The 24,342-nt window shown below is 31.7% G+C and carries 26 protein-coding genes and 1 riboswitch; of the genes, 25 read left to right on the top strand and 1 reads right to left on the bottom strand.

Features of this window, described 5'->3' with window-relative positions; translation table 11 throughout:
* From TICRE_RS01315 to TICRE_RS01290, 7 genes are read left to right on the top strand one after another with little or no spacing between them, the layout of a single operon-like run.
* Entirely contained in the window at positions 1-684 is a 684-nt protein-coding gene (locus TICRE_RS01315) for a flagellar brake protein (protein ID WP_075724341.1), read from the top strand.
* Positions 685-698: 14 nt separating this feature from the next.
* Positions 699-1,418: a sigma-70 family RNA polymerase sigma factor gene (locus tag TICRE_RS01310; protein WP_075724339.1), complete on the top strand. Its 720-nt coding sequence runs from the start codon at positions 699-701 to the stop codon at positions 1,416-1,418.
* Positions 1,418-1,828, top strand: a complete 411-nt coding sequence (locus TICRE_RS01305) for a hypothetical protein (RefSeq protein ID WP_075724337.1) — start codon at positions 1,418-1,420, stop codon at positions 1,826-1,828. Before TICRE_RS01310 ends, TICRE_RS01305 begins: the two co-directional genes overlap by 1 nt.
* A gap of 59 nt (positions 1,829-1,887) precedes the next feature.
* The gene (locus TICRE_RS13700; RefSeq protein ID WP_269843964.1) at positions 1,888-2,010 is read left to right on the top strand and encodes a hypothetical protein; all 123 of its coding nucleotides are present in this window, start codon (positions 1,888-1,890) and stop codon (positions 2,008-2,010) included.
* Positions 2,003-2,755 (top strand): flagellar hook-basal body complex protein, encoded by a 753-nt coding sequence (locus TICRE_RS01300; RefSeq protein ID WP_075724335.1) that lies wholly within the window; start codon positions 2,003-2,005, stop codon positions 2,753-2,755. Before TICRE_RS13700 ends, TICRE_RS01300 begins: the two co-directional genes overlap by 8 nt.
* Before the next feature lie 10 nt (positions 2,756-2,765).
* Positions 2,766-3,536: a flagellar hook-basal body protein gene (locus TICRE_RS01295; RefSeq protein ID WP_075724333.1), complete on the top strand. Its 771-nt coding sequence runs from the start codon at positions 2,766-2,768 to the stop codon at positions 3,534-3,536.
* Positions 3,537-3,550: 14 nt separating this feature from the next.
* Positions 3,551-4,264 (top strand): gamma-glutamyl-gamma-aminobutyrate hydrolase family protein, encoded by a 714-nt coding sequence (locus tag TICRE_RS01290; protein WP_075724331.1) that lies wholly within the window; start codon positions 3,551-3,553, stop codon positions 4,262-4,264.
* Here TICRE_RS01290 and TICRE_RS01285 read toward each other — a convergent pair.
* On the bottom strand, positions 4,237-4,527 hold the full coding sequence (locus TICRE_RS01285; protein WP_075724329.1) for a DUF1294 domain-containing protein: 291 nt from the start codon (positions 4,525-4,527) through the stop codon (positions 4,237-4,239). The two genes, TICRE_RS01290 and TICRE_RS01285, sit on opposite strands and share 28 nt — an antisense overlap.
* A 167-nt stretch (positions 4,528-4,694) precedes the next feature.
* Between TICRE_RS01285 and TICRE_RS13345 the strand changes: the two genes are divergently transcribed.
* The 18 genes from TICRE_RS13345 (at position 4,695) to TICRE_RS01195 (ending at position 24,331) form a co-directional block, all read left to right on the top strand.
* On the top strand, positions 4,695-5,180 hold the full coding sequence (locus tag TICRE_RS13345; RefSeq protein WP_075724327.1) for an NADH-quinone oxidoreductase subunit NuoE family protein: 486 nt from the start codon (positions 4,695-4,697) through the stop codon (positions 5,178-5,180).
* Positions 5,181-5,195: 15 nt separating this feature from the next.
* Positions 5,196-6,776, top strand: a complete 1,581-nt coding sequence (locus tag TICRE_RS01275; protein WP_075724325.1) for an NADH-ubiquinone oxidoreductase-F iron-sulfur binding region domain-containing protein — start codon at positions 5,196-5,198, stop codon at positions 6,774-6,776.
* A gap of 23 nt (positions 6,777-6,799) precedes the next feature.
* Positions 6,800-7,720: a 2Fe-2S iron-sulfur cluster-binding protein gene (locus tag TICRE_RS01270; protein ID WP_075724399.1), complete on the top strand. Its 921-nt coding sequence runs from the start codon at positions 6,800-6,802 to the stop codon at positions 7,718-7,720.
* A gap of 20 nt (positions 7,721-7,740) precedes the next feature.
* Positions 7,741-10,437 carry a formate dehydrogenase subunit alpha gene (gene fdhF / locus TICRE_RS01265; protein ID WP_084191700.1) on the top strand — a complete coding sequence of 899 codons (2,697 nt, stop codon included), beginning with the start codon at positions 7,741-7,743 and terminating at the stop codon, positions 10,435-10,437.
* 10 nt (positions 10,438-10,447) lie between these two features.
* Positions 10,448-10,951 carry a ferritin-like domain-containing protein gene (locus tag TICRE_RS01260; protein WP_084191698.1) on the top strand — a complete coding sequence of 168 codons (504 nt, stop codon included), beginning with the start codon at positions 10,448-10,450 and terminating at the stop codon, positions 10,949-10,951.
* 1 nt (position 10,952) lies between these two features.
* Positions 10,953-11,444: a MogA/MoaB family molybdenum cofactor biosynthesis protein gene (locus TICRE_RS01255; protein WP_075724323.1), complete on the top strand. Its 492-nt coding sequence runs from the start codon at positions 10,953-10,955 to the stop codon at positions 11,442-11,444.
* A gap of 9 nt (positions 11,445-11,453) precedes the next feature.
* On the top strand, positions 11,454-12,056 hold the full coding sequence (gene mobA / locus TICRE_RS01250; protein ID WP_075724321.1) for a molybdenum cofactor guanylyltransferase: 603 nt from the start codon (positions 11,454-11,456) through the stop codon (positions 12,054-12,056).
* A 1-nt stretch (position 12,057) separates the two neighbouring features.
* Positions 12,058-12,843, top strand: coding sequence for a formate dehydrogenase accessory sulfurtransferase FdhD (gene fdhD / locus TICRE_RS01245; protein ID WP_075724319.1), 786 nt, complete (start codon positions 12,058-12,060; stop codon positions 12,841-12,843).
* 197 nt (positions 12,844-13,040) lie between these two features.
* Entirely contained in the window at positions 13,041-13,703 is a 663-nt protein-coding gene (locus TICRE_RS01240) for a HesA/MoeB/ThiF family protein (RefSeq protein WP_075724317.1), read from the top strand.
* 18 nt (positions 13,704-13,721) lie between these two features.
* The gene (locus TICRE_RS01235) at positions 13,722-15,038 is read left to right on the top strand and encodes a sigma-54 interaction domain-containing protein (RefSeq protein WP_143583000.1); all 1,317 of its coding nucleotides are present in this window, start codon (positions 13,722-13,724) and stop codon (positions 15,036-15,038) included.
* A gap of 167 nt (positions 15,039-15,205) precedes the next feature.
* The gene (locus TICRE_RS01230) at positions 15,206-17,059 is read left to right on the top strand and encodes an aldehyde ferredoxin oxidoreductase family protein (protein WP_075724313.1); all 1,854 of its coding nucleotides are present in this window, start codon (positions 15,206-15,208) and stop codon (positions 17,057-17,059) included.
* Positions 17,060-17,070: 11 nt separating this feature from the next.
* Positions 17,071-17,298: a MoaD/ThiS family protein gene (locus TICRE_RS01225; protein WP_198927452.1), complete on the top strand. Its 228-nt coding sequence runs from the start codon at positions 17,071-17,073 to the stop codon at positions 17,296-17,298.
* 78 nt (positions 17,299-17,376) lie between these two features.
* Positions 17,377-18,534, top strand: a complete 1,158-nt coding sequence (locus TICRE_RS01220) for an iron-containing alcohol dehydrogenase (protein ID WP_075724311.1) — start codon at positions 17,377-17,379, stop codon at positions 18,532-18,534.
* A 188-nt stretch (positions 18,535-18,722) separates the two neighbouring features.
* A riboswitch (molybdenum cofactor riboswitch) is annotated at positions 18,723-18,853 on the top strand.
* A 47-nt stretch (positions 18,854-18,900) separates the two neighbouring features.
* Positions 18,901-19,803, top strand: coding sequence for a substrate-binding domain-containing protein (locus TICRE_RS01215; protein WP_075724310.1), 903 nt, complete (start codon positions 18,901-18,903; stop codon positions 19,801-19,803).
* A gap of 72 nt (positions 19,804-19,875) precedes the next feature.
* On the top strand, positions 19,876-20,565 hold the full coding sequence (locus TICRE_RS01210) for an ABC transporter permease (RefSeq protein WP_075724308.1): 690 nt from the start codon (positions 19,876-19,878) through the stop codon (positions 20,563-20,565).
* The gene (locus TICRE_RS01205) at positions 20,566-21,198 is read left to right on the top strand and encodes an energy-coupling factor ABC transporter ATP-binding protein (RefSeq protein WP_075724306.1); all 633 of its coding nucleotides are present in this window, start codon (positions 20,566-20,568) and stop codon (positions 21,196-21,198) included. It abuts the gene before it with no gap.
* The gene (locus tag TICRE_RS01200) at positions 21,198-22,424 is read left to right on the top strand and encodes a molybdopterin molybdotransferase MoeA (protein ID WP_075724304.1); all 1,227 of its coding nucleotides are present in this window, start codon (positions 21,198-21,200) and stop codon (positions 22,422-22,424) included. Before TICRE_RS01205 ends, TICRE_RS01200 begins: the two co-directional genes overlap by 1 nt.
* Positions 22,425-22,441: 17 nt before the next feature.
* Positions 22,442-24,331 (top strand): molybdopterin biosynthesis protein, encoded by a 1,890-nt coding sequence (locus TICRE_RS01195; RefSeq protein ID WP_233120117.1) that lies wholly within the window; start codon positions 22,442-22,444, stop codon positions 24,329-24,331.
* Positions 24,332-24,342 lie beyond the last annotated feature (11 nt).

Below are 24,342 nucleotides of genomic sequence, written 5' to 3'. Positions count from 1 at the left end.
ATGGATAAATGGATAATGTTATTTAAGTTAAATGATAAGATAGAATTGCGTTCAAAGGATAATGACAAAACTCCAGGGCTCATATATGATATAAAGGATGAAAAAATCTATATATCTATTTCAGCTGATGATCAGGACTTTAAACTATTGGAGATAGGAGAAAAAATAAAGGGAGTTATCTACTGTAAAAAAGAGGTATTGGGACTTGAAGCAACTGTTAGTGGTAGAGAATTTACTAATACCTCTGTATATGAGCTATCTAATATAGGAAACTTTAAAAAGATCCAAAGAAGAGAAAATATTCGCGTAACAAATACTAAGAGTATCCTTTATACTGATAATGACTTTATAGTAAAACTAGACTTTAATGAAAGAGAAACAAAAGAAGATTTTAAAAAGATTGAGAAGTATTTAAAAGAAGGGCTTATATTAGATTTAAGTGCTGGAGGAGTTAAGCTATCGACTAAGGAAAGTTTTAATATTGGAAAGAGACTTGTTTTAGTTATAAACTTTGACAAACAAAATATTATATTAAAGGGAAAAGTAGTACATAAAGAGATAAACCTTATCCCAAAGAAAACTGTATATCTATATGGAGTAAAGTTTATAGATATAAAGGAAGGTCAACAAGAAAAGATTATTAGACATTTATTTGTAATGATGCGTAAAAATAGGATCAATTAAAAATGAGGGATTAGATGTTTTATAAAGAGGAGGATCTAGACAATTTAATAATTGAATACCTACCTTTAGTGAAGAAAATAGTTGGTAAGATTGACACTAGAAATAGAGAATATGATGAAGATGATCTTTTTAGCATAGGTGTTATAGGTCTTATTGATGCACTTAAAAGGTTTGATGACAAGAAAGGTGCAGCTTTTGAAACCTATGCAAATATAAGGGTCAGGGGAGCTATTATAGATGAACTTAGAAAACTTGGTAGAGTTTCTAGAAATAGAATGGATAAGCTAAATAGTTACTATAGAGAAAAAGAATTTCTAGAAAACTCTATGATGAGAACTCCAACAGAAAAAGAGATATGTGAAAGTATGGGACTTGATAAAAAGGAATTATTTGAGATTCATGAAACAGTAAATGACTTATCTTATATTTCACTTGAGAGTGTACTCTTTCCTAAAGATGATGGGGACTTTGGTATTATAGATCTATTAGAAGATAAAGATGCTCTCTCTCCTCAAGAGGAGCTAATAAAAGATGAACAAACTCATCTATTAGAATTGGCAATAGAGAGTCTTGATGAACGTGAAAAGATCATTTTAAATCTCTATTATGTAGAGGAACTCACATTAAAAGAAATAGGCTATATACTGGATATTTCTATACCAAGAGTTTCTCAAATTCATAGTAAGATACTCTTAAATTTAAGACAAAAAATTGAAAAACTGGGAGCAAAATAATGTTTTATATATTGATAATATCGGGAATATTTTTTATAGCTTTTGGAACCATTTTAGAAAAAAAACATGGAAAACTTAAAAAAGATTTATTTATAGATGAAATTTATAATGAGAAAAACAGAGATAACAAGATATATAACGACAAAAGAGAAGTAGAACTTTTAGAAAAAAGACTAGAGATGCTTGAAGAGATGCTATTTACTAAAGTCTTAAATGAAGAGATAAACAACTCTACTACTATAGAAGAAGATATACAAGAGGAAATGTCAGTAGAAGAAGACTCTATGGAAAAGTATAGACTTATAGTGAAATATGAAAAACAAAAGAAGAGTTTAGATGAGATATCAAAACTATTAGGGATAAACAAAGGGGAGGTATTATTATTAAAAAATTTATACAAGAATTCATAAGAGAAAGATCAAATATATTTATCCCCCTTGGTATAGGTATAATAATAAGTGCTATTCTTATGAATATCACCTATAAAGCTAATATAAATTTAAATATAGAGAAAAAGGCAAGAAAGCTTGGCATGATATATCCCTATGAACTAAAAGTAATCGATGATAAAGGAGCGGTTAAAGATGATTAGAAGCTTATATACAGTAAACCGAACTATGAATGTACTTCAAAAACATCAAGAAAATACAAGTGGAAATTTAGCAAATTCAAATACTTCAGGCTATAAATTTAAAACTATAATGCAATCTACGCTAGAACCCTATGAGATGATAAACCATGCTGGCGGAAAGAATAAAGATAAAAGACAGGTTTTGGGCGAGTTTATATTTGGAAATAGAATAGATGAAAAGATTACCAATCTAAAAGATGGTACGATTTATGAAACAGGAAACTTTACAGACTTTGCTATTCAAGGGGAAGGTTTTTTTACTATAGAATTAGCTGGCGGTGGAAGGGGATACACTAGAAATGGTAATTTTGTTATAGGAGAAGATGGTACCTTAACTACTCAAAGTGGAGAAAGAGTACTTGGAATAAATAACGGAAATATATCTCCCATATATGCTGATGAAGGTTTTAGTATAGACCAAAGGGGAAGAGTAATAGGCTCTAATGAGAGATTTTTAATTACAGACTTTGATGATTATAATGCTTTAGTAGATAGAGGCGATACAATATTTACAGCTAATGTTGGAGGAAACATTGTAGAAAATCCAACAGTTAGTCAAAACTATTTAGAAACATCAAATGTAGATTTTACAAAAGAAATGGTAAAGATGATAGAGATTTCAAGAGAATTTGAATCAAATCAAAAGATGATCCAATCAGTTGATGAAACACTTTCAAAAGCTGTAAACGAGATAGGAAGATTATAGGGGTGGAAAAATGTATAATGTTCTAAGTTTAAATAAGACTGCACTAAATGCTCATCAAAAGAAGATGGATGGTATAGCTCATGATCTATCTAATGTAAATACCTATGGATATAAAAGAAAAGAAGTAAACTTTGAAGAACTTCGTTTAAGAGAAGTAGCAGGTGATGTTTTGAAATCTAATAGAGCACAAGATTTAAGTTTAAATATGGGTGTAAAATCAGGGGTTACAAAGACTACTTTCAATCAAGGTGGTATAATTCCATCAAGTGAAAAGTTTAATATGGCAATCACAGGAGAAGGTTTTTTTGGAGTTAGAGATGGAAATGGTAATCTTATTTTAACTAGAAATGGAGGTTTTCATCAAAACTCAGATGGTAGTATAACAGATGATGCTGGCAATAGTTTAGAGATGGAAATCTATCAGCCTTTTGGAAGATGGACTGGAGAGATCAGTATATCTAAAACTGGAGAAGTAAGTACGCTAGAAAATGGACAAGATGTGTATTTAGGGCGAGTAATACTCTATAAACCAGATAATCCTCATAATCTTATTTCACTTGGTGAGGGAAATTATGCACTTAAAAATGGAGCAAATTTAGAGATCTCATTTGGAGGGGAGGGCTTTGGAGAGATAAATCAGTACTTCTTAGAAGGATCTAATGTAGATATGGTAAAGAGTATGGTTGATATGATAACAACTCAAAGGGTCTACTCTATGAACTCTAAGGCACTACAGACCACAGATGAGATAATGACAATGATAAATGGTATTAAAAGATAAAGGAGGGCAATATTATGAAACCGATTATTGGACTTACTAGTCAAAGTGAAGAAATAAAAGGTACTAAGTTAAATAAGCTTAAGTACACTTATATAAATGCAGTAGAAGCAGCTGGAGCTATTCCAATTGTACTGCCAAATTTAAAGGATATAGAAGATATGGAATCTATATTAGAGAGAGTAGATGGTGTTATCTTTACGGGGGGAGAAGATATATCACCTTTACTCTTTGATGAAGAACCTATGAGAGATACTATAGATATATCTTATGAAAGAGATCGTATGGAAATGGCACTTTTTAAAGCAGCATATAAAAAAGGGACTCCTATACTTGGAATATGTAGAGGACTCCAACTTATAAATGTTTCTCTTGGTGGTACACTATATCAAGACATCCCTTCTCAAATTGAAAACTCTCATGGACACATGTCAAGTTATGATATAAAGGGTGGTTATCATAGCATTAGTATATTTAAAAACACTCTTTTATTTGATATATTTAAAGAAGAAAAGATATTTGTAAATTCACAACATCATCAAAGTATAAAGGATTTAGCAAAAGGCTTAAAGATAAATTCTATAGCTTCAGATGGAGTAATTGAAGGTATAGAATTAGAAAATCACGAAAACTTTCTTCTAGGCGTGCAGTTTCATCCTGAATGTATGGCATTTAGTGATGAAAAGTTCTTGAAGATATTTTCTTATTTTATTAAAAATTGTTCTAAATAGATAATAACAAGTATATTAAAGATAAGTATAATGGGAATACCAATTACAAATTTTTTCTTTTTAGTTTTATGATGAAATGCTTTCATCCCAAGGAGGGATCCTAAAGCTCCTCCTATGATTGAAACATTAAATAAAAATGATTCAGATATTCTATAGAGTTCTTTTTGAGCTCTTTTTTTGTCTATAAAAAAGCAGATAAAACTCACTATGTTAATAACTACAAAATAAATATATATTAATTCTTTTATATCTTGTCCAATCATATATTATACCCCTTTTATAAAATATTATAGTTTAAATATACATTTATTTTGGGGAAATGTCAAAAACTTTGTGAAACATTTAATAATGTTTGAATAATACCATAATTTAAAGTATCATATACCTATATGTATTAATAGATATAAAATTGAAATCAGGAGGTTACTTAATGGAATTTGTTTTTGATAGAGAAAATAATAAAGAAGGTATTGAAGATTTAGAGATCTTTATAGAAGATAATAAAGACAAGCTAGGGGCTCTTATGCCTATAATGCAAAAGACTCAGGAAATATTTGGATACCTTCCGCTTGAAATGCTACAACTTATTTCTAGAAGAACAGGTACACCACTTTCGGAGATATACGGTGTGGCAACGTTTTATTCCCAATTTTCATTTATTCCAATAGGAGAATACAAAGTAAGTGTGTGTCTTGGAACAGCTTGCTATGTAAAAGGTGCCCAAGGAATACTTGAGGAGATTGAAAAAGAGTTAGATATAAAGCATGGAGGAACTACTCCAGACTTAAAGTTTTCAATAATAGAAGCAAGATGCCTAGGCGATTGTGGACTAGCTCCTGTATTTACAATCAATGATGATGTATATCCACATGTTAAAAAAGAAGATATAAAGGAAATATTAGCTAAGTATAGATAAAATGGAGGTGTATTTATGTTAGTTATGGATATGTTAGATGAAATAAAAGATAAGAATAGAAAACAACTTGAAGAGAGGCTAACCCAAAAGGGAGGCTATATAATAGATGAAGACGGTATAAAGCTTGATGGGGATTATTTTAAAAAACAAGTGAGAATAGCTTTAAAAAACTGTGATATAATAGATCCAACAAATATAGAGGAATACATAGCGATGGATGGATATTTTTCACTTAAAAATATACTTAACAATATGAGTCAACAAGAAGTAATAGATATAATGAAACAATCTGGACTTCGAGGAAGAGGGGGAGCAGGTTTTCCAACTGGTAGAAAGTGGGAGACGGCATTACAATATTCTTCAGATAAAAAGTATGTAATCTGTAATGCAGACGAAGGGGATCCAGGTGCATTTATGGATAGAAGTATATTGGAAAAAGATCCTCATTCGGTACTTGAAGCAATGGCTATAGCAGGATTTGCCATAGGTTCTGACCAAGGGTTTATTTATGTAAGAGCAGAGTATCCAGTGGCTGTTAAAAGACTTAAAGCTGCTATTGCACAAGCTAAGGAATATGGAGTTTTAGGAGAAAATATATTTGGAACTAACTTTAACTTTGATATAGAGTTAAGACTTGGAGCAGGTGCTTTTGTATGTGGAGAGGGAACAGCTCTAATTGAGTCTATAGAAGGAAAAAGGGGTATGCCTAGAACTAAGATATATAGAACAGCCCATAGGGGATTATGGCAAAAACCTACTATCATAAACAATGTTGAGACACTTGCAAATATCCCAGTTATATTTCAAAAGGGTGTAGACTGGTTTACAAAGATAGGTACGGAAAAATCTCCTGGTACAAAAGTATTTGCACTAGTGGGTAAAATCGAAACGGCAGGACTTGTAGAAGTACCAATGGGTATGCCACTTCATGAAATCATATATGATATAGGTGGAGGCGTACCAGATGGTAAAAGTTTCAAAGCAGTTCAAACTGGAGGTCCTTCAGGAGGTTGTATACCAGAAAATCTATTAGATACTCCTGTAGACTTTGAATCTTTAGCTAAAATAGGCAGTATAATGGGTTCAGGTGGAATGGTTGTAATGGATAATACAGACTGTATGGTTGATATAGCTAAGTTCTTCTTGGATTTCACAGTAGATGAGTCTTGTGGTAAATGTGTTCCATGTAGAGAAGGTACAAAGAGAATGCTTGAACTATTAGAAAAGATTACATCTGGAAATGGTAAAAAAGAAGATATAGATACTATGGAAAGGCTAGCTGTAACTATAAGTTCTGCATCACTTTGCGGACTAGGACAAACTGCTGCAAACCCTGTAGTTAGTACACTTAGATATTTTAGAGATGAATATGAAGCCCATGTTATGGATAAAAAATGTCCAGCTGGAAGTTGTCAATCGCTTCTTCAGTATTTTATTACAGATAAATGTATTGGATGTACAAAATGTGCTAAAGTCTGTCCAGTTCACTGCATAAGTGGGAAAGTAAAACAGCTTCATGTAATCGATCAAGATATATGTATAAAATGTGGTGCATGTCAAGAAACATGCCCGGTAAATGCTATAACTAGAAGCTAATGGGGGTGTGAACTTTGATTAATATGGTAATTGACGGTAAAAAAGTAAAAGTGTCAAGAGACTCTACCGTGCTTGAAGCTGCAAAACAAGTTGGTATAGATATACCAGCTCTTTGCTATGACAAAAATTTAGAGATAGTAGCTGCATGTAGATTATGTGTAGTTGAAATAGATGGAAAAAACAAACTTGAGACATCTTGTTCTACGAAAGTTAGAGAAGGAATGAACGTCAACACTCACTCAGAGAAAATAGATACTGTTAGAAAAGATGTATTACAGCTTCTTTTAGATAGTCATCCAAACGACTGTCTTACTTGCCAAAAGGCTGGAGAATGTTTACTTCAAAAGTATGCTTATGAATATGATGTAAATTTTGTAAAACATGATGGAGCTATGAGACCTCATCTAGTAGATACAAGTAGCCCATATATATTAAAAGATGATAGTAAATGTATACTTTGTGGTAAATGTGTTAGAACTTGCTCTGAAGTAGCTGAAAGACAAGTTTTAGCTTTTGCAGATAGGGGATATGATACGAGAATAGTACTAGATGCAGACCAAACCCTGGAAACTTCTTCTTGCGTATCTTGTAATAGATGCGTTACAGTATGCCCAGTTGGAGCTTTAATAGATAAGAGAACCCTAGGCAAAGTAAGGAGCTGGGAAGGTGAAAAACAGGTCGTTAAATGTAAGTCTTGTCAATATGGTTGCAATTTTGAAGTTATAAAAAACAGAGGTAAAAATATAGCAGTTAAAGCTATGGAGCCTACAGAGGGCAGACCACTTTGCTTAAGAGGAAGACTTACTACTGAATTTATAAATGTAGATAAACCAGAAAAACCTTTTAGAAAGATAGATGGAAAATTCGAAGAAACTTCTTGGACCAAAGCGCTAGGACTTGAAGAAGTAATGGAGAAAATGGAGCTATTAAAAGAAGATGAATAGTCGAGTAGGAGGTGCAAGAAATGAAAATAAATATAGATAATAAGAGTTACGAAGTAGCAAATGATTCTACTATACTAGAAGTCTGTAAGCTTTTAAACATAGATATCCCAACTCTTTGCTATGATGAAAGACTTACTCCACATTCAGCGTGCAGAATGTGTTTAGTAGAAGTAGAAGGAGCTAAAAACTTAGTCACCTCTTGTAGTACACGAGTAAGGGATGGTATGAGAGTTTTTACAAACAATGAAAAAGTAAGAAGTGCTAGAAGAGAAGTGCTGGATTTATTACTTTCAAATCACCCTATGGAGTGTTTAAACTGTGAAAAGTCTGGTAGATGTAAACTTCAAAACTATGCATATGAATATGATCTTGTAGATGGTACATTTAAAGGAGAAACTAGAAAAGGTGAAATAGATAGTTCAAACCCATTTTACATTTATGATCCAGAAAAATGTATACTTTGTGGTCTTTGTGTTAGAGTTTGTGATGAGCTTCAATGTTCTCATGCTATAGGATTTGAAGATAGAGGATTTGATACGATAGTTGCTACCCCTTTTAGAGAAGGACTTATAAATTCTGAATGTGTTTCATGTGGTAACTGTGTATCAGTTTGTCCAGTTGGAGCATTAGTACCAAAGAGTTTAGAGAAGTTTAGACACTGGGAAACTAAAGAGGTAAGAACTACTTGCTCTTATTGTGGTGTAGGATGTCAAATAGACCTTAAAGTAAAGGATGATAAGGTACTTGGCGCCCAACCTGCTTTTGATGGCGTAAACCAAGGACTACTATGCGTAAAGGGCAAGTTTGCCTATAAGTTTATATCTCACCCGGATAGATTAAAAACTCCTCTTATAAAGAAAAATGGAGAGTTTGTAGAAGCTTCTTGGGAAGAAGCTTATAGACTTATAAGACAAAAGGCAACAAATATAAAAGAAGAAAGTGGAGCTGATAGTTTTGCAGGGCTTACTTCTGCTAGGTGTACAAATGAAGATAACTATCTTTTTCAAAAACTATTTAGAGCAGTTATAGGAACAAATAACGTAGATCACTGCGCAAGGCTCTGACATTCCTCTACAGTTGCAGGTCTTGCAACAACACTTGGAAGCGGTGCTATGACTAACACTATAAAAGAAGTACAAAATAGTGAATGTATGTTTATAATAGGAAGTAATACTACAGAAAACCACCCAGTTATAGGTGCTATGATGAAACAGGCTAAAGATAAAGGTGCAAAACTTATAGTAGCAGATCCAAGAAGGATTGAACTATCTAATTATGCTGATGTATATATGCAAATTGAGCCTGGTACAAATATAGCTCTTTTAAACGGTATGATGAATGTTATAGTGGAGAAAAAACTCTATGACAAAAAATATATAGATGATAGAACTGAAAACTTTGAAGAATTAGTAGAACTTGTAAAAGAATATACTCCTGAAAGAGTAGCAAAAATATGTGGTATAAATGAAGAAGATATAATAAAAGCAGCTACTATTTATGCCAAGGCAAATAGCGCAGGAATCTACTATGCTATGGGAATAACTCAGCATAGTACAGGAACTCATGGAGTTATGAGTATATCAAACTTAGCTCTTATGTGCGGCAATGTAGGTAAAGAATTTGGTGGAGTAAACCCTCTAAGAGGACAAAATAATGTTCAAGGGGCATGCGATATGGGAGGACTACCTGCAGACTTACCGGGATACCAAAAGGTATTTAAAGAAGAGGTAGTAGAAAAGTTTGAAAAAGCATGGGGCTCTACCCTTAGTACAAAGGTAGGTTTAACTATTCCTGAAATATTAGATGGATGTGAAGATGATTCAATTAGATTTTTATATATAATGGGTGAAAATCCTATGGTCTCTGATCCAGACATAAACCATGTTAAAAAAGCTTTAACAAATGTAGATTTTTTAGTGGTTCAAGATATATTTTTAACTGAAACTGCCCAGCTTGCAGATGTAATCTTACCTGCTTCATCTTTTGCAGAAAAAGACGGGACTTTTACAAATACTGAAAGAAGAGTTCAAAGAGTTAGAAAAGCAATAGAACCTATTGGACAGTCTAAACCTGACTGGCAAATTATAATGGAGATTATGAATACACTTGGATATAAAAAGAAATATTTAAATTCTTCAAGTATTATGGAAGAAATAGCAAGTGTAACCCCTCAATATGGAGGAATAAGCTATAAGAGACTAGAAGCAGATCCTATGGGTCTTCAATGGCCATGCTTAGATGAAAATCACCCTGGAACACCAATACTTCATAAAGAGGCAATAGCAAGGGGAAGAGGGTTATTTATGCCTTGTGAATATGTAAAAAGTGCAGAATTACCTGATAAAGAATATCCATTTATATTTACTACAGGAAGAATACTTTATCACTATCATACTAGAAGCATGACAGGTAGAGTAGAAGGACTTAATATATTAGCTCCTAGTTCTTATGTAGAGATAAACGAGATAACAGCTAGAAAGATGGATATAAAAGATGGAGATCTAGTAAAACTTAGCTCTAGAAGAGGAGAAATTGAAACTACTGCTAAAGTTACAGATATAATAGATGAAGAAGTGCTATTTATGCCATTTCACTATGCAGAAGGTGCTGCTAACTATTTAACCAATACTAGCCTAGATGCTATATCAAAGATACCAGAACTTAAAGTTGCTGCAGTTAAAATGGAGAAAGCCAAAAAAATAGAAGAAGCTTTATAGGAGGGATAAAGTGCAAAACTACGAAAGTGTTTTAAGATATGCTATGCAGATGGAATTAGATGGACATAACTTTTATATGGAAAATAAAGATAAGTTTGCTAAGACAACTAGTAAAAAGATGTTTTTAGAACTTGCAGATATAGAAATGAAACATTATGACTATCTTAAATCTCTATTGGATACTTATTTAGAGACCAACACTATAAAAATAGATCCAGAAATGATAGAAAAAGAAGAAGATATGGATATATTTAGAGATAGAGAAGAATCCGAAAAGATAGAATACACATTAGAACAATCTGATATACCGGATTTAACAATTCTTAGAATGGCCTATTTAATCGAAAGAGATTATAAAGAGTTCTACGAAAATGTAGCCCAAAACAGTGAAGATGAAGAAATAAAAGAAGTTTTTACAACGCTAGCTAAGTGGGAAGCAGGTCATGAAGAACTTTTTAAAACAGAATACAATAGACTAATGAAAGAATATATGAACTTACCTTGGGGTGGTTAAGATGTTTAGAGTAGGTATAATTACATGTAGTGATAAAGGCTTTAAAGGTGAGAGAGAAGATATATCTGGAAAAGTAATAAAGGACATATTGGAAAAAAATGACTACAAAGTAGAAACCTATAAGATAGTTCCAGACGATAAAGAGGAAATAAAAAAAGAAATGATCTATATGAGTGATAGTTTAAAATTAGATCTAATCCTAACTACTGGGGGTACAGGCTTTAGCAAAAGAGATGTAACTCCTGAAGCGACTCTTGAAGTAATAGAAAAAAATGCTAATGGTATATCTGAGGCTATAAGAAGCTATAGCCTCACCATTACTAAAAGAGCCATGCTATCTCGAGCAGTATCAGGTATAAGGGGAGACACCCTTATAATAAATATGCCAGGAAGCCCTAAAGCAGTAGAAGAAGCTTTAGATTATATACTAGATAGTGTTCATCATGGACTTGAGATTCTAACAGAGAATGCGCACGACTGTGCAAGGAAATAGGTGATTTTTATGAAATTGTTTGGAACTTGTATAATACTTGCAGGTGGAAAGAGTTCTAGGATGGGTTTTGATAAACAATTTTTAAAAGTAGATAAGAGAAGGCTTATGTATAGTATTATACAAAAGCTTGAAGATGAATTTGATGAGATAATAATAGTAACAAATAAACCACAACACTATATAGGTCTTAGCCAAAAGATAACGATGGATATATTAAAAGAAAAAGGTCCTCTTGGAGGAATCCATGCGGGACTTAAACTGGCTAAAAGTCAATATTCTTTTGTAATAGCTTGTGATATGCCAAATATCAATTTAGAATACATGAGATATATGAGATTAAATACTTCTGCTATGGGATGCACTACAAGGTTTGGAAACTGGATAGAGCCTTTTGGTTCATTTTACTCTAAGGAGATAGTTCCAGATATCGAAAGCTATTTAAAGACAGAAAAAAGATCAATAAATCATCTTTTGATGGACTTAGATATAAACTATATAGAAGAAAAAAAGGCTAGGGAATTTAGTCCAAATTGGGATATGTTTCTAAACTTAAATACTCAAGATGATTTAGAAAACTTTTTAAACAATACTCAAAGAGAGAGTTGTAGTTAAGATGAACTATACAAAAGAGTATGAGATATTAAGAATAAATAAAGATTGTAAAAGTAAAGAAAAAGACATAGTAGTAGTAGAAAGCCCTTTTACTATATTTATAGATGAAAAGGAAATAATAACCCTACTTTGCACTCCTAAGTCTTTAGAAGAACTTCTCATAGGCTTTATAATTTCGGAAGGATTTATAGAGAGTATAGATGATATAGAAAAGATAAGAATAGATGAAAAGTCTTCTATAGGGTATGTAAGTTTAAAAAGAAAAAATAGTTTTATAGAAAAGTTTCAAGGTAAGAGAACTATAACATCAGGTTGTGGTAAGGGAACTGTGTTTTATAATGTATTAGACTCCTTTAAGTCTAAGAAAATTGCAAATCCTTTAGAGCTAGACATAGAGCTAATAAAGGAAAATATGAGAGATTTTAATAAGAGGTCAAAATTGTTTTTAGAAACAGGAGGAGTTCACAGTTGTGGTTTATACGATAGAAGCAGAATGCTTATATTTGAAGAAGATATAGGTAGACACAACGCACTTGATAAGATAGTTGGAAAAGCTTTAAAAGAAAATATAGATTTAAAAGATAAGATGATTTTTACAAGTGGTAGAATATCAAGTGAAATCCTTATAAAGACTGCAAAGAGAGAGATTTCAACTATAATTTCAAGATCAGCTCCTACAAGTCTAGCCATAGATATAGCAAAGGAATTAGGAATAAACCTAATAGGATTTGTAAGAGGAGAAAAACTAAATATATATACTAATATAAAAAACTTAATCAAGGAATGATAAAATTAGAACTTTGATGGGGGTATATTAACATTAAAGATAAATAAAAACAAGATATTTCTAAAATAAAGAGAAATTATCTTGTTTTTATTTATAAAATTTTCATACAATTTAGAAATATTTAATTGCAAAAAAATATATTTTATGAAATAATGAAATCAAGTAGAAAAATAAATGCTAGAATATGGGAGAAAGATATGGAAAGATATAAGAGAAACTATACATCAATTTCAAAAGAGGAACAAAAACTCCTTTCAAATATATCAGTTGCTATTGTAGGTCTTGGAGGTCTTGGGGGATATGTATTAGAAAACCTTGTTAGGCTTGGGGTTAGAAACTTTAACCTAATAGATAAAGATGTATTTGATACTTCTAATTTAAACAGACAACTCTTAGCTACAGAAAAAACTCTTAACAATCAAAAGGCTAAAGAAGCTTTTAATAGAGCCTTGGAAATAGACCATGAAGTCAAAGCTAAAATCTTTTGTGAAAAGTTAGATGAGCATAGTATAAAGATGTTAGAAGGGGTAGATATTGTAGTTGATTGTTTGGACTCAATCTCTACAAGGCTTATCCTAGAATCATTATGTGATAAGATGAGTTTAACTCTTATTCATGGAGCTATAAGGGGATATTATGGGCAAGTATCTATATCAAGAGATGGAGATAGAGTTATAAAAAAGATATATAAAAAAGATATAAAAGAAGATGAATCTTTAGGAAATCTACCTATGACATGTATGGTAACAGCTTCTCTACAAGTAAATCTTTTATTAAAGACAATTTTTAAAGAAAGTTTAGAACATAATTTTATTCTTATAGATGTAAAAAATATGGATATTGAAAAGATAAATATATAAATGTATAAATATATAGAGGTGAAAAAATTGGATTATGAATATATCAATAGTTTAATTAAATATATTCCCCTTGCGATTGCTATAACAAATAAAGATGGAATGATTAATGGTATAAACGCATATATATTAAGTATGTTTGGATATAGTGAAAGTGAGATATTAAAGACTCCAATTTTAAATTTATTTGAAGGTTTTGAAGAGGTAAAAAGGGATGTTTTTTCAAAAAAAGGGGTAATAAAAAGAGAAGTGTATGTATATAACAAAAAAAACAGGAGTAAGTTTACTATATCAGCATATCCTATTTACTCTAAAAACAATGATGATTTGGATATTATGTTTATATTTGAAGATATTAAAAGAAAAAGAAAACTTTCAGATAAAATTTTAAAAAATAGGGCAATCTATACTTTTGATAAAATTATATCTAGGAGTGACGAGCTTTTAAGTGTTATAGACTTTGCTAAAAAGGTTTCTAATTCTAAATCAACTGTACTTATAAGCGGGGAAACAGGAACAGGTAAGGAAGTATTTGCTCAATCCATTCACAATGCAAGCGATAGAAATGATAAACCGTTTATAGCAATTAATTCAGCTGCTATACCTGAAAACCTAATAGAGTCAGAACTATTTGGATATGTAGAAGGAGCATTTACGGGAGCCAAAAAATCTGGACAAGCTGGTAAGTTTGAACTTGCAAATAAAGGAACTATATTTTTAGATGAAATTGGAGAAATGCCTCTTAAACTTCAGACACGTTTATTAAGAGTGATAGAAGAAGGTATAGTTACACGAGTTGGGGGTATAGATCAAATAATAGTAGATGTAAGGATTATAGCTGCTAGCAATAGAGATTTAAAAAAAGAAGTAGAGGAAGGTAGATTTAGAGAAGATCTATTCTATAGACTAAACGTACTTCCTTTAACTATTCCACCACTTAGAAAAAGAAAAGATGATATACCCCTATTAGCTAGTTTTTTTATGGAAAAGATATCTAGGAAACTAAATAAAAACAGAGTAAAATTAAATGATTATGTATTGGATAAGATGATAAGATATAATTGGCCTGGAAATGTTAGGGAACTTGAAAATCTAATAGAATTTATAATCAATCTAGGATACCTACCAGATAATCTTTTAAATGAAAGAGATAAGGAAATAGTTGAATCAAGTAATATCGATTATAATTACTCACTAGAAGAGCTTGAAAAACAGCATATTATAAAAATACTTAAAATAAATGATGGAAATATATCTAAAACAGCTAAAACCTTAGAAATAGGAAGAAATACTTTATATAGGAAAATAGAAAAGTACAATATAGATGTTCTAAATTAGAACGTTGATCCAATATAGAACAAATATATTGTTCTATTACGATACATACAAATTTTAAATATAATTAAATTACTAAAATCAAACCTTTTATATTTGGCATGAATATTGCATATATTTAGTATGTTATGAATTTTCATATGAAATGGATTTTAAAAGGAGGGCTTAAAATGTATGGTTATATGGGTAAGATTTTAAGAGTAAACTTGACAAATAGAACATATTCAACAGAGGACTTTGATTTTGAATTTGGTAAAAAGTATTTAGGAGCTAGAGGTGTAGGTGTTAAGATTATGATGGATGAAGTACCTGCAAAGACAGATCCATTTAGTCCAGAAAACAAGATAATAGTTGCTTCTGGTGGTTTAACTGGTGCTCCAATTCCTACATCAGGAAGATATATGGTTATTACAAAGTCACCTTTAACAGGAACTATAGCTATTTCTAATTCAGGGGGACATTGGGGCCCTAGTTTTAAGGCTACAGGACATGACTTAATAATATTTGAAGGAAAAGCTGATAGTCCAGTATACTTATATATAGAGGATGATAAAGTTGAAATAAGAGATGCAAATCATTTATGGGGTAAGACTGTTTTAGAGACAACAGAAGCTATAAATGAGGAATTAGAAGGATTTAAAGTTATGGCTATAGGGCCTGCTGGAGAAAAACTTTCCCTAATCTCTGCTATAATGAATGATGTTGATAGAGCCGCTGGTAGAGGTGGAGTTGGGGCTGTTATGGGTTCTAAAAACTTAAAGGCTATTGTTGTAAAGGGTAGCAACAAGATTCCTATATTTGATAGTGAAAAAACCAAAGAAGTATCTAAATCTAAAGTAAGTACTTTAAGAAACGATCCAGTAGCAGGAAGTGGATTACCTTCTTATGGAAGTGCAGTATTAGTAAATATCATAAATGAAAGTGGAGTTTTTCCAGTTAAAAACTTCCAAGAGGCATATACTGATGAAGCTGATACCATTTCAGGAGAATCTCTAACAGAACATCACTTAGTAAAAAAATCTGCTTGCTATAGATGTCCTATCGCTTGTGGAAGAGTTGTAAAACTAGATGATGGAACAGTAGTAGGAGGACCTGAGTATGAGACAATATGGGCATTTGGTGCAGATTGTGGTTTATATGATTTAGAAACTATAAATAAGGCAAATATGATTTGTAATGATTATGGTCTAGATACTATATCGGCAGGGGCAACTATAGCAGCAGCTATGGAATTATATCAAAGAGGATTTATAAAAGATGAAGACATAGCAGCAGATGGACTTAGTTTAAACTGGGGAGATGCTGAAGCGGTACTAGGCTGGACTAAGAAAATGGCTACACGTGAAGGATTTGGAGATAAGCTTGCAGATGGTTCTTTTAGACTTGCAACTTCTTATGGTGCACCAGAATTATCTATGTCTGTTAAAAAACAAGAACTACCTGCATATGACCCAAGAGCAATTCAAGGTCATGGATTATCATATGCAGTAAACAATAGGGGAGGTTGTCATATTAAAGGTTATATGATAAGTCCTGAAATATTGGGATATCCTGAAAAACTTGACAGATTTTCTTTGGAGGGAAAAGCAGCTTATACTAAGATATTCTTAGATCTAACAGCTGTTATCGACTCAATAGGTCTTTGTGTATTTACTACTTTTGGACTTGGATTGCCTGACTATGTAGATATGTATAATGCAGTTGTAGGAGATGTTCATACAAATGAGAGTCTACTTGAAGCAGGAGAGCGAATATGGAATCTTGAAAAACTATTTAATATACGCGAAGGATTTAGTAGTTCTGATGACAAACTTCCAAAGAGACTTGTAGAAGACCCAATACCTAATGGCCCTTCTAAAGGACATGTTCATAAGTTAAGTGAACTACTTCCAGAATATTACTCTGTAAGAGGATGGGATAAAGAAGGAGTTCCTACTTTAGAGACATTAAATAGATTAGGCTTAGAAGAATATAGCAAATATATAGATAAAGAGAGTGATTCTGAAGGAGCTTTAAGCTTTTAGGAGGTATTTACTTGATCAAAATAGAAGTTAGACTCTTTGCAACTTTTAGAGAAAATAGAGAGAGAAAATATTTTTTTGAATTACCAAAAGAAACTAATATACTAGATATCCTAAATAAACTTAATATAGATAGAGAAGATGCAAGCTTAATCCTCCTAAATGGGGTAGATGGTGATGTAGATAGAAAGCTAAAAGATGGAGATGTCTTATCACTATTTCCTCCTGTTGGAGGAGGTTAAAAGGTTATAAAAGTAAAAATACTTTTATATATATATTAAATTTACTAAATCATTAATAAACTAAAAGGAGTGATTTATATGTCATTAGGTTCATTTAGAATTCCAAAGGATATAGTCTTTGGAGAAGATGCACTGAGTTATTTATCTAACTTAGAAGGTAAAAAAGCAATTCTAGTAACTGGTGGAAATTCTATGAAAAAATTTGGGTTTTTAGAAAAAGCTCAAGAGCAACTTGAAAAAGCTAATATGAAAGTTGAAATATTTGATGGGGTAGAAGCTAATCCATCAATAGAAACAGTTAAAAAAGGCGCTAAAGCTATGATTGACTTTGAACCTGATTGGATAGTAGCAATAGGTGGAGGTTCTGCAATAGATGCGGCAAAAGTAATGTGGGCATTTTATGAGCATCCTGAACTTAAATTTGAAGATATAATAGAACCAGGATCTCTTCCTAAACTTAGAAATAAGGCAAGATTGGTAGCTATACCATCTACTAGTGGTACTGCTTCAGAAATTACAGCTTTTTCAGTAATAACTGATACAGAAAACCACATAAAATATCCTCTTGTTTCTACAGAGATGATTCCAGATGTGGCTATACTAGACCCAGCTCTGCCTGGAAAAATGCCTAAACATATAACAGCTAATACTGGTATGGACGTATTAGCCCATGCAGTTGAAGCTTATGTATCTACTGCTGCTTCTCCTTATACAGATGCACTAGCTGTTAAAGCTACTAGATTGGTTTTAGATAACTTAGTTGAAGCTTATAATAATGGAGATAATATGGAAGCAAGAATTAATATGCATAATGCATCTGCATTAGCAGGAATGGCTTTTACAAATGCATCCCTTGGATTAATTCATAGCTTAGCACATAAAATAGGTGGAGAATTTGGTGTAACTCATGGATTAACAAATGCCATATTACTTCCATATATCATTCAATTTAATAGAAAAGCAACAAATAAGGTTTCTGAATTAGAGAAAGAATTAGGTATTGATAATTTACCTGAATATATAAAAGAACTAAATAAAAAATTAGATATACCTTTAAATTTTAAAGATGTAAAAGAAGTAGATATAAATGAAGAAAAATTTAATGAGGTCTTAGAAAGAATGAGTAAAAATGCTTATGAAGACCCATGTACTGCTACTAACCCTAGAGAATCAAATCCTAAGTTAGTTGAAATGATTTTCAAATCTTCATTTTACGGAGAAGATATAAAAGAATAATTTTTAAAAAACCCCTTAACAAATTTGTTAAGGGGTTTTTTTATCTTAAAATAAGTATGACGCTTAGCAATAACAACAAAACATCTACTGTGTTAAATAATTTTCAAAAAAAGTTTTGGTTAGATGTAGATTATATAAAAAAATATGATATACTAAAAGTATTATAATTGTAAATACTTAAAAAATAAATACATATTAATATTCCGAGCTTATATCTCTAAAACTTTTAACAAGATAGTCATGAGATTTTAGCCGATGGGTGTATCAAGAGAAATCTATATGCCTCCCACAGTTGGAAAGGAAAAAATAAGGCAACCTTCCTTTTGGCTTGCCTTTTTTTATATAATTTAAAGGAGAGATAAATAAATGAAAAAAGTATTATCAATGATGATGGCATTCCTATTAGTATTTTCTATGATAGGATGTACACCAAAGACAGACACATCAGGGGACAAGCCTGAAGATAAGCCAGGAACTGAAACTCCTAGTAAAGAGAAACCAGAAGCAAAGGGTAGTATAATTCTATCTACTACAACTAGTACTGAGGATTCAGGATTACTTACATTTTTATTACCTAAGTTCACTGAAGATACTGGTATAGAAGTTAAGACTGTAGCTGTAGGAACAGGTCAGGCACTTCAAATGGGTAAGGATGGAGAAGCTGATGTTCTGCTTGTACATGCTAAAGAATCAGAATTAGAATTTGTAGAAGAAGGATCTGGAACTGAAAGAGAAGATGTAATGTATAATGACTTTATCTTAGTAGGACCTAAGGATGATCCATTAAAGCTTAAAGAAAATAGTCCGTCTGATATAAAGTCAGGATTAAAGAAGATAAGCGATGAAAAAGCTAAATTTGTATCTAGAGGAGATGACTCTGGAACACATAAAAAAGAATTAAAGATTTGGGAAGCAACCAATATTAAACCTAGTGGAGATTGGTATATAGAAGCAGGTGCTGGCATGGGTGATGTATTAAAGATGGCAAATGAAAAACAAGCATATACTATTACAGATAGAGCAACTTATCTAAGTATGAAAGATGATTTAGATCTTGAAATTGTAATAGAAAAAGATGAAGACTTATTAAATCAATATGGTGTAATACCAGTAAATCCTGAAGTTTTAGGAGAAAATTCTGATAAAATAAATAATGAAGGTGCTAAAGAATTCATGAACTGGATTATATCAGAAAAAGGACAAAACTTGATAAAAGAATATGGAGTAGAAGAATACGGTGAACCGTTATTTATTCCCAATGCAAAATAAAAACATTAAAAGGCTGGTTTAAACCAGCCTTTAAAAAACAAAAATTAGAATTGATTAGAATTGAGGAATTAAATGGATTACATATTAGATGGATTTAAACAGGCTATAAATTTAATAATAAGCTTTAATAAAGAGATATTTGATATAGTTTTTCTTTCTCTGTTTGTCTCCACTACTGCTACTGTTCTTGCATCTATGATATCGATACCACTTGGGATTAGTTTTGGAATAAAAAAATTTAGAGGAAAGAGGCTCTTTAGTAGAATTACATATACAATGATGAGTATACCTTCAGTTGTAGTTGGGTTATTAGTTGCCATTACACTCTCTAGAAGAGGACCATTTGGAAGACTTGAACTTTTATATACTACAAAGGCTATGATAATAGCCCAGACCTTTCTTGTTATGCCTTTAAGTTTTGGACTAAGCTTTGGTTTATCTAAAAGTCGTGGAAAAGAAATACAGAAGGTAGCTATAACCCTCGGCGCAAATAAATATCAAAGTATAATGCTTATAATAAGAGAGTTAAAGGTAGATATACTTGTTAACGTAGCTACTTCATTTTCTAGGGCAATCTCTGAAGTAGGAGCTGTTATGATAGTTGGAGGAAATATAAAGTATCACACAAGGGTTATAACGACAACCATATCTATGATGAACTCTATGGGAGATTATCCAATGGCTATAGCTCTTGGAATTATTTTACTTTTGATATCCTTTATAGTTCATAGCGCAATTTATTCCTATAGCAAGGAGGATTAAATGGAAATTCAAATTAAAAACTTAGCAAAAACTTATGGAGAAAAAAAGGTTTTAGATATAGAGAGTTTAAATTTAGAGAGAGAAAAGATCACAGGGATAATAGGACCAAATGGATCTGGGAAGTCTACTCTTTTAAACATAATAGCAGGGTTAGATGATAAGTATGATGGACAAGTACTATATAATGGAGAGTTAATAGATAGTGATATTAGAAAAAAGATGACTTTAGTATTTCAAAAGGCATACCTTTTTAAAAGAACTGTCTACAAAAATATAGCTTACCCTTTAGAGGTAAGGGGAGTAAAAGAAGAAAAAATAAAACAAAAAGTTTTAGAACTCTTAAAAATCTTAGAGATTGAAGATTTAAAGATGAAAATAGGAAGTAAACTTTCAGGAGGAGAAACTCAAAAGGTGGCTCTTGCGAGGGGATTGGTTTTTAATCCAGAACTATTACTTTTAGATGAACCTACATCAAATATAGATCCTGAATATATAGAACATATGGAAAAGGCAATACTTAAATATAATAAGGAAAATAAAGGGACTGTGATTATAGTAACTCATAATATAAATCAAGCTAAAAGACTTTGTGATAATATTATAAAGTTAGAGCGGGGAAGGGTGATTAATTGATGGATTTTTTTAAAGTGGTAACTGTAGAAGGGGCAAGAGAAACTATAATGAATAATTTTAGAGAATACAAATTTGAACTTGAAGAGGTAGATATCCTAGATTCCTTGGGGAGAGTATTAGGAAAAGAAGTCTACTGTGAAATAGATGTACCAGAGTTCAACAGGTCTACAGTAGATGGATATGCGATTGTAGCAAGCGATAGTCATGGTGCAAGTGATTCTATACCAAGTGTTTTAAATATAGTTGGAGAAGTGCATATGGGAGAGACTATAGAGGATGGAATAATTTCTGGAAATGCAATCTATGTTCCCACTGGAGGGATGGTTCCAAATGGAGCTGATGGTGTTATTATGATAGAAAACACTGAAAAACTAGATGAAGAAACATTGCTTTTAAATAAACCAATTTCCATTGGAGAAAACATCATCTATAAAGGAGATGATATGAAAAAAAATAGTCTCGTTCTTGAAATGGGAAAAAAGATATCTCCAGAAGCAATGGGAGTTTTAGGGGCGCTGGGTAAGAGAAAAGTAAAAGTTTTTAAAAAACCAAGATTTTATATAATCTCAACAGGAGATGAAATAATAGATATAGAAGAAAAACTAGAGTTTGGAAAGATAAGAGATATAAATTCATTTGCCCTTTTTGGTTCAATTAGTGCACTTGGTGGAGAAGTAGTTGGTAAGAGGATTGTTAAAGATGACTTTAACCTTTTAAAAACTGAAGTAGAAAAGGCAGTAAACATTTCAGATATAGTTCTTATATCAGGAGGAAGTTCAGTTGGAACCAGGGATTTTACTAAGGCTGTAATAGATAGTTTTGAAGGAAAAGGAGTGTTTATCCACGGTCTATCTGTAAAACCTGGTAAACCTACTATTGTAGGGGAGGGAATGGGAAAATTAATATTTGGTCTTCCAGGTCATCCTGTTTCTTCAATTATAATATTTAAAGTTTTAGTTGAAGACTTTGTAAAACAAAAGATGAATTTAAAAGAAATTAAGCCACAGATAAGGGCTACCATGGATTTTAATTTTCCATCATCTTCTGGAAAACTTACATATCAGATGGTAACACTTAGAAAAGAAGATGGAAAATATTTTGCTACTCCAAGTTTTGGAAAGAGTTCTATGATAAGTCTTTTAAAAGATTCTGATGGATATATACTTTTAGAAAAACATGAAGAAGGAATATATAAAGGTGAAGAAAGAACGGTCTTTCTTCTCTAATAAGGAGGTTTTATATGATGAAAAGAAATATATATATAGATAATATGGATGTAGATTTAGCAAAGGATACATATTTTAATAAATTAAATATAAACCCTACATTTGAATATGTAAAAGTAGAAAACAGTATAGATAGAATAAGTTTTGATATGGTAGAAGCTCTTATGTCTTCACCAAATTATAATGCTGCTGCAATGGATGGAATAGCAGTTGTTTCAGCTAAAACTCTTAATGCAAGTGAAGTAAATCCAGTAATCTTAGAAGAGAAAAAAGACTTTTACTATATAAATACAGGTAATGTGATAAAAGAACCATTTGATGCAGTTATTATGATAGAAGATTGTATAGAGCTTCCAGATGGAAAAGTTCAAATTATAAAATCTAGTTATCCATGGCAACATATAAGACAAATTGGGGAAGATATAGTTAAAAGTGAAATGATAATTCCTTCAAATCATAAGATAAGACCTATTGATATAGGAGCATTACTTTCTGGTGGGGTAGAGAGCATAAAAGTTTTTAAAAAACCAAAGGTAGGCATACTTCCAACTGGAACAGAAATAGTAGATGATTTAAAAAACTTAAAGATGGGAAATATAATTGATTCAAATTCTAGAGTTTTCCAGGGTGAAGTTTTAAAACTTGGGGGAGATCCTTTTAGATATTCTCCCATAGAAGATGATTATGAACTTCTAAAGACTAATATATTAAAGATGGTAAGAGAAAATGATATAATGCTTATAAATGCAGGTTCTTCAGCAGGAAGTAAGGACTATACTGTAAATATAATAAAAGAACTTGGAGAGACGATAGTCCATGGTATAGCAATGAAACCTGGAAAACCAACTATACTTGGGATAATAGAGGGTAAGCCTGTAATAGGACTTCCAGGCTATCCTGTATCAAGTTATTTGGTGTTTGAAGAGTTTGTAAAACCTTTAATACATAAATTTTTAGGTAAAAAAGAGAAACGAGAAAATCTTATAAAGGCAACTATTGCAAAACGTATAGTTTCTTCACTTAAAAATAGAGAACTTATAAGAGTTAATTTAGGTGAAGTCGGTGATAAACTTATAGCAACTCCACTCTCTAGTGGTGCGGGAGTTACTATGAGCCTTGTAAAAGCTGATGGAATTGGCATAATACCCCAAAATGTTGAAGGAGCAGAAGCAGGAGAAGAGATAGATGTAAAGCTCTTAAAGCCACTAGAGGAGATAAAAGAAACAGTAGTTTCTATAGGTAGTCATGATCTCATAATGGACATACTAGGAGATATGACGCTTCTTTCCTCAGGTCATGTGGGAAGTATGGGTGGAATCATGGCTATGAGAAGGGGAGAGTGCCATATAGCCCCAATTCACCTATTGTACGAAAAAACTGGAGAGTACAATATAAGCTATATAAAAAAATACTTTAAAGGTAAAGAGATGTCTTTAATAAAAGGGGTTAAAAGATTACAAGGTTTTATGATAAAAAAGGAAGATAAGGAACTTGTTAAAACATTTAGAGATCTTTTAAAAGAGGAAATTTCTTTTGTAAATAGACAAAGAGGAGCAGGTACAAGAGTACTACTAGATTATCATCTTAAATTAGAAGGTATAGATCCCCAAAGCATAAATGGATATAATAGAGAGTTAAATACCCATATGGCAGTGGCTTCAGCTGTAAAAGATGGTAAAAAGACTGTAGGCCTTGGAATATATTCAGCAGCTAAAGCTATGGACTTAGACTTTGTAGAAGTAACTTATGAAGATTATGACTTTTTAGTTGAAACAAGTATGCTAGAAGATGAAAAAATAAAGAGTTTTATAAGGGCACTTTCATCTAAAGCGTTTGAGACAAGAGTACTATCTCTAGGAGGGTATAAACTTATAGATGCTGGAGAGATAATCCATATAGAGTCTTAGTAGGATAGATA

Origin of the sequence: Tissierella creatinophila DSM 6911 (genome assembly GCF_001940565.1) — a bacterium.
GTDB classification, from domain to species: Bacteria; Bacillota; Clostridia; order Tissierellales; family Tissierellaceae; genus Tissierella_A; species Tissierella_A creatinophila.
Note: the sequence above shows the minus strand (reverse complement) of the source record. Positions and strands in the feature narration are given on the sequence as shown.

Excerpts from the sequence above, each read along its gene's own strand:
- TICRE_RS01315 (WP_075724341.1), top strand. The coding sequence starts at position 1 with ATGGATAAATGGATAATGTTATTTAAGTTAAATGATAAGATAGAATTG.
- TICRE_RS01310 (WP_075724339.1), top strand. The coding sequence starts at position 699 with ATGTTTTATAAAGAGGAGGATCTAGACAATTTAATAATTGAATACCTA.
- TICRE_RS01305 (WP_075724337.1), top strand. The coding sequence starts at position 1,418 with ATGTTTTATATATTGATAATATCGGGAATATTTTTTATAGCTTTTGGA.
- TICRE_RS13700 (WP_269843964.1), top strand. The coding sequence starts at position 1,888 with ATGAATATCACCTATAAAGCTAATATAAATTTAAATATAGAGAAAAAG.
- TICRE_RS01300 (WP_075724335.1), top strand. The coding sequence starts at position 2,003 with ATGATTAGAAGCTTATATACAGTAAACCGAACTATGAATGTACTTCAA.
- TICRE_RS01295 (WP_075724333.1), top strand. The coding sequence starts at position 2,766 with ATGTATAATGTTCTAAGTTTAAATAAGACTGCACTAAATGCTCATCAA.
- TICRE_RS01290 (WP_075724331.1), top strand. The coding sequence starts at position 3,551 with ATGAAACCGATTATTGGACTTACTAGTCAAAGTGAAGAAATAAAAGGT.
- TICRE_RS01285 (WP_075724329.1), bottom strand. The coding sequence starts at position 4,527 with ATGATTGGACAAGATATAAAAGAATTAATATATATTTATTTTGTAGTT.
- TICRE_RS13345 (WP_075724327.1), top strand. The coding sequence starts at position 4,695 with ATGGAATTTGTTTTTGATAGAGAAAATAATAAAGAAGGTATTGAAGAT.
- TICRE_RS01275 (WP_075724325.1), top strand. The coding sequence starts at position 5,196 with ATGTTAGTTATGGATATGTTAGATGAAATAAAAGATAAGAATAGAAAA.
- TICRE_RS01270 (WP_075724399.1), top strand. The coding sequence starts at position 6,800 with ATGGTAATTGACGGTAAAAAAGTAAAAGTGTCAAGAGACTCTACCGTG.
- TICRE_RS01255 (WP_075724323.1), top strand. The coding sequence starts at position 10,953 with ATGTTTAGAGTAGGTATAATTACATGTAGTGATAAAGGCTTTAAAGGT.
- mobA (WP_075724321.1), top strand. The coding sequence starts at position 11,454 with ATGAAATTGTTTGGAACTTGTATAATACTTGCAGGTGGAAAGAGTTCT.
- fdhD (WP_075724319.1), top strand. The coding sequence starts at position 12,058 with ATGAACTATACAAAAGAGTATGAGATATTAAGAATAAATAAAGATTGT.
- TICRE_RS01240 (WP_075724317.1), top strand. The coding sequence starts at position 13,041 with ATGGAAAGATATAAGAGAAACTATACATCAATTTCAAAAGAGGAACAA.
- TICRE_RS01230 (WP_075724313.1), top strand. The coding sequence starts at position 15,206 with ATGTATGGTTATATGGGTAAGATTTTAAGAGTAAACTTGACAAATAGA.
- TICRE_RS01220 (WP_075724311.1), top strand. The coding sequence starts at position 17,377 with ATGTCATTAGGTTCATTTAGAATTCCAAAGGATATAGTCTTTGGAGAA.
- TICRE_RS01215 (WP_075724310.1), top strand. The coding sequence starts at position 18,901 with ATGAAAAAAGTATTATCAATGATGATGGCATTCCTATTAGTATTTTCT.
- TICRE_RS01210 (WP_075724308.1), top strand. The coding sequence starts at position 19,876 with ATGGATTACATATTAGATGGATTTAAACAGGCTATAAATTTAATAATA.
- TICRE_RS01205 (WP_075724306.1), top strand. The coding sequence starts at position 20,566 with ATGGAAATTCAAATTAAAAACTTAGCAAAAACTTATGGAGAAAAAAAG.
- TICRE_RS01200 (WP_075724304.1), top strand. The coding sequence starts at position 21,198 with ATGGATTTTTTTAAAGTGGTAACTGTAGAAGGGGCAAGAGAAACTATA.
- TICRE_RS01195 (WP_233120117.1), top strand. The coding sequence starts at position 22,442 with ATGAAAAGAAATATATATATAGATAATATGGATGTAGATTTAGCAAAG.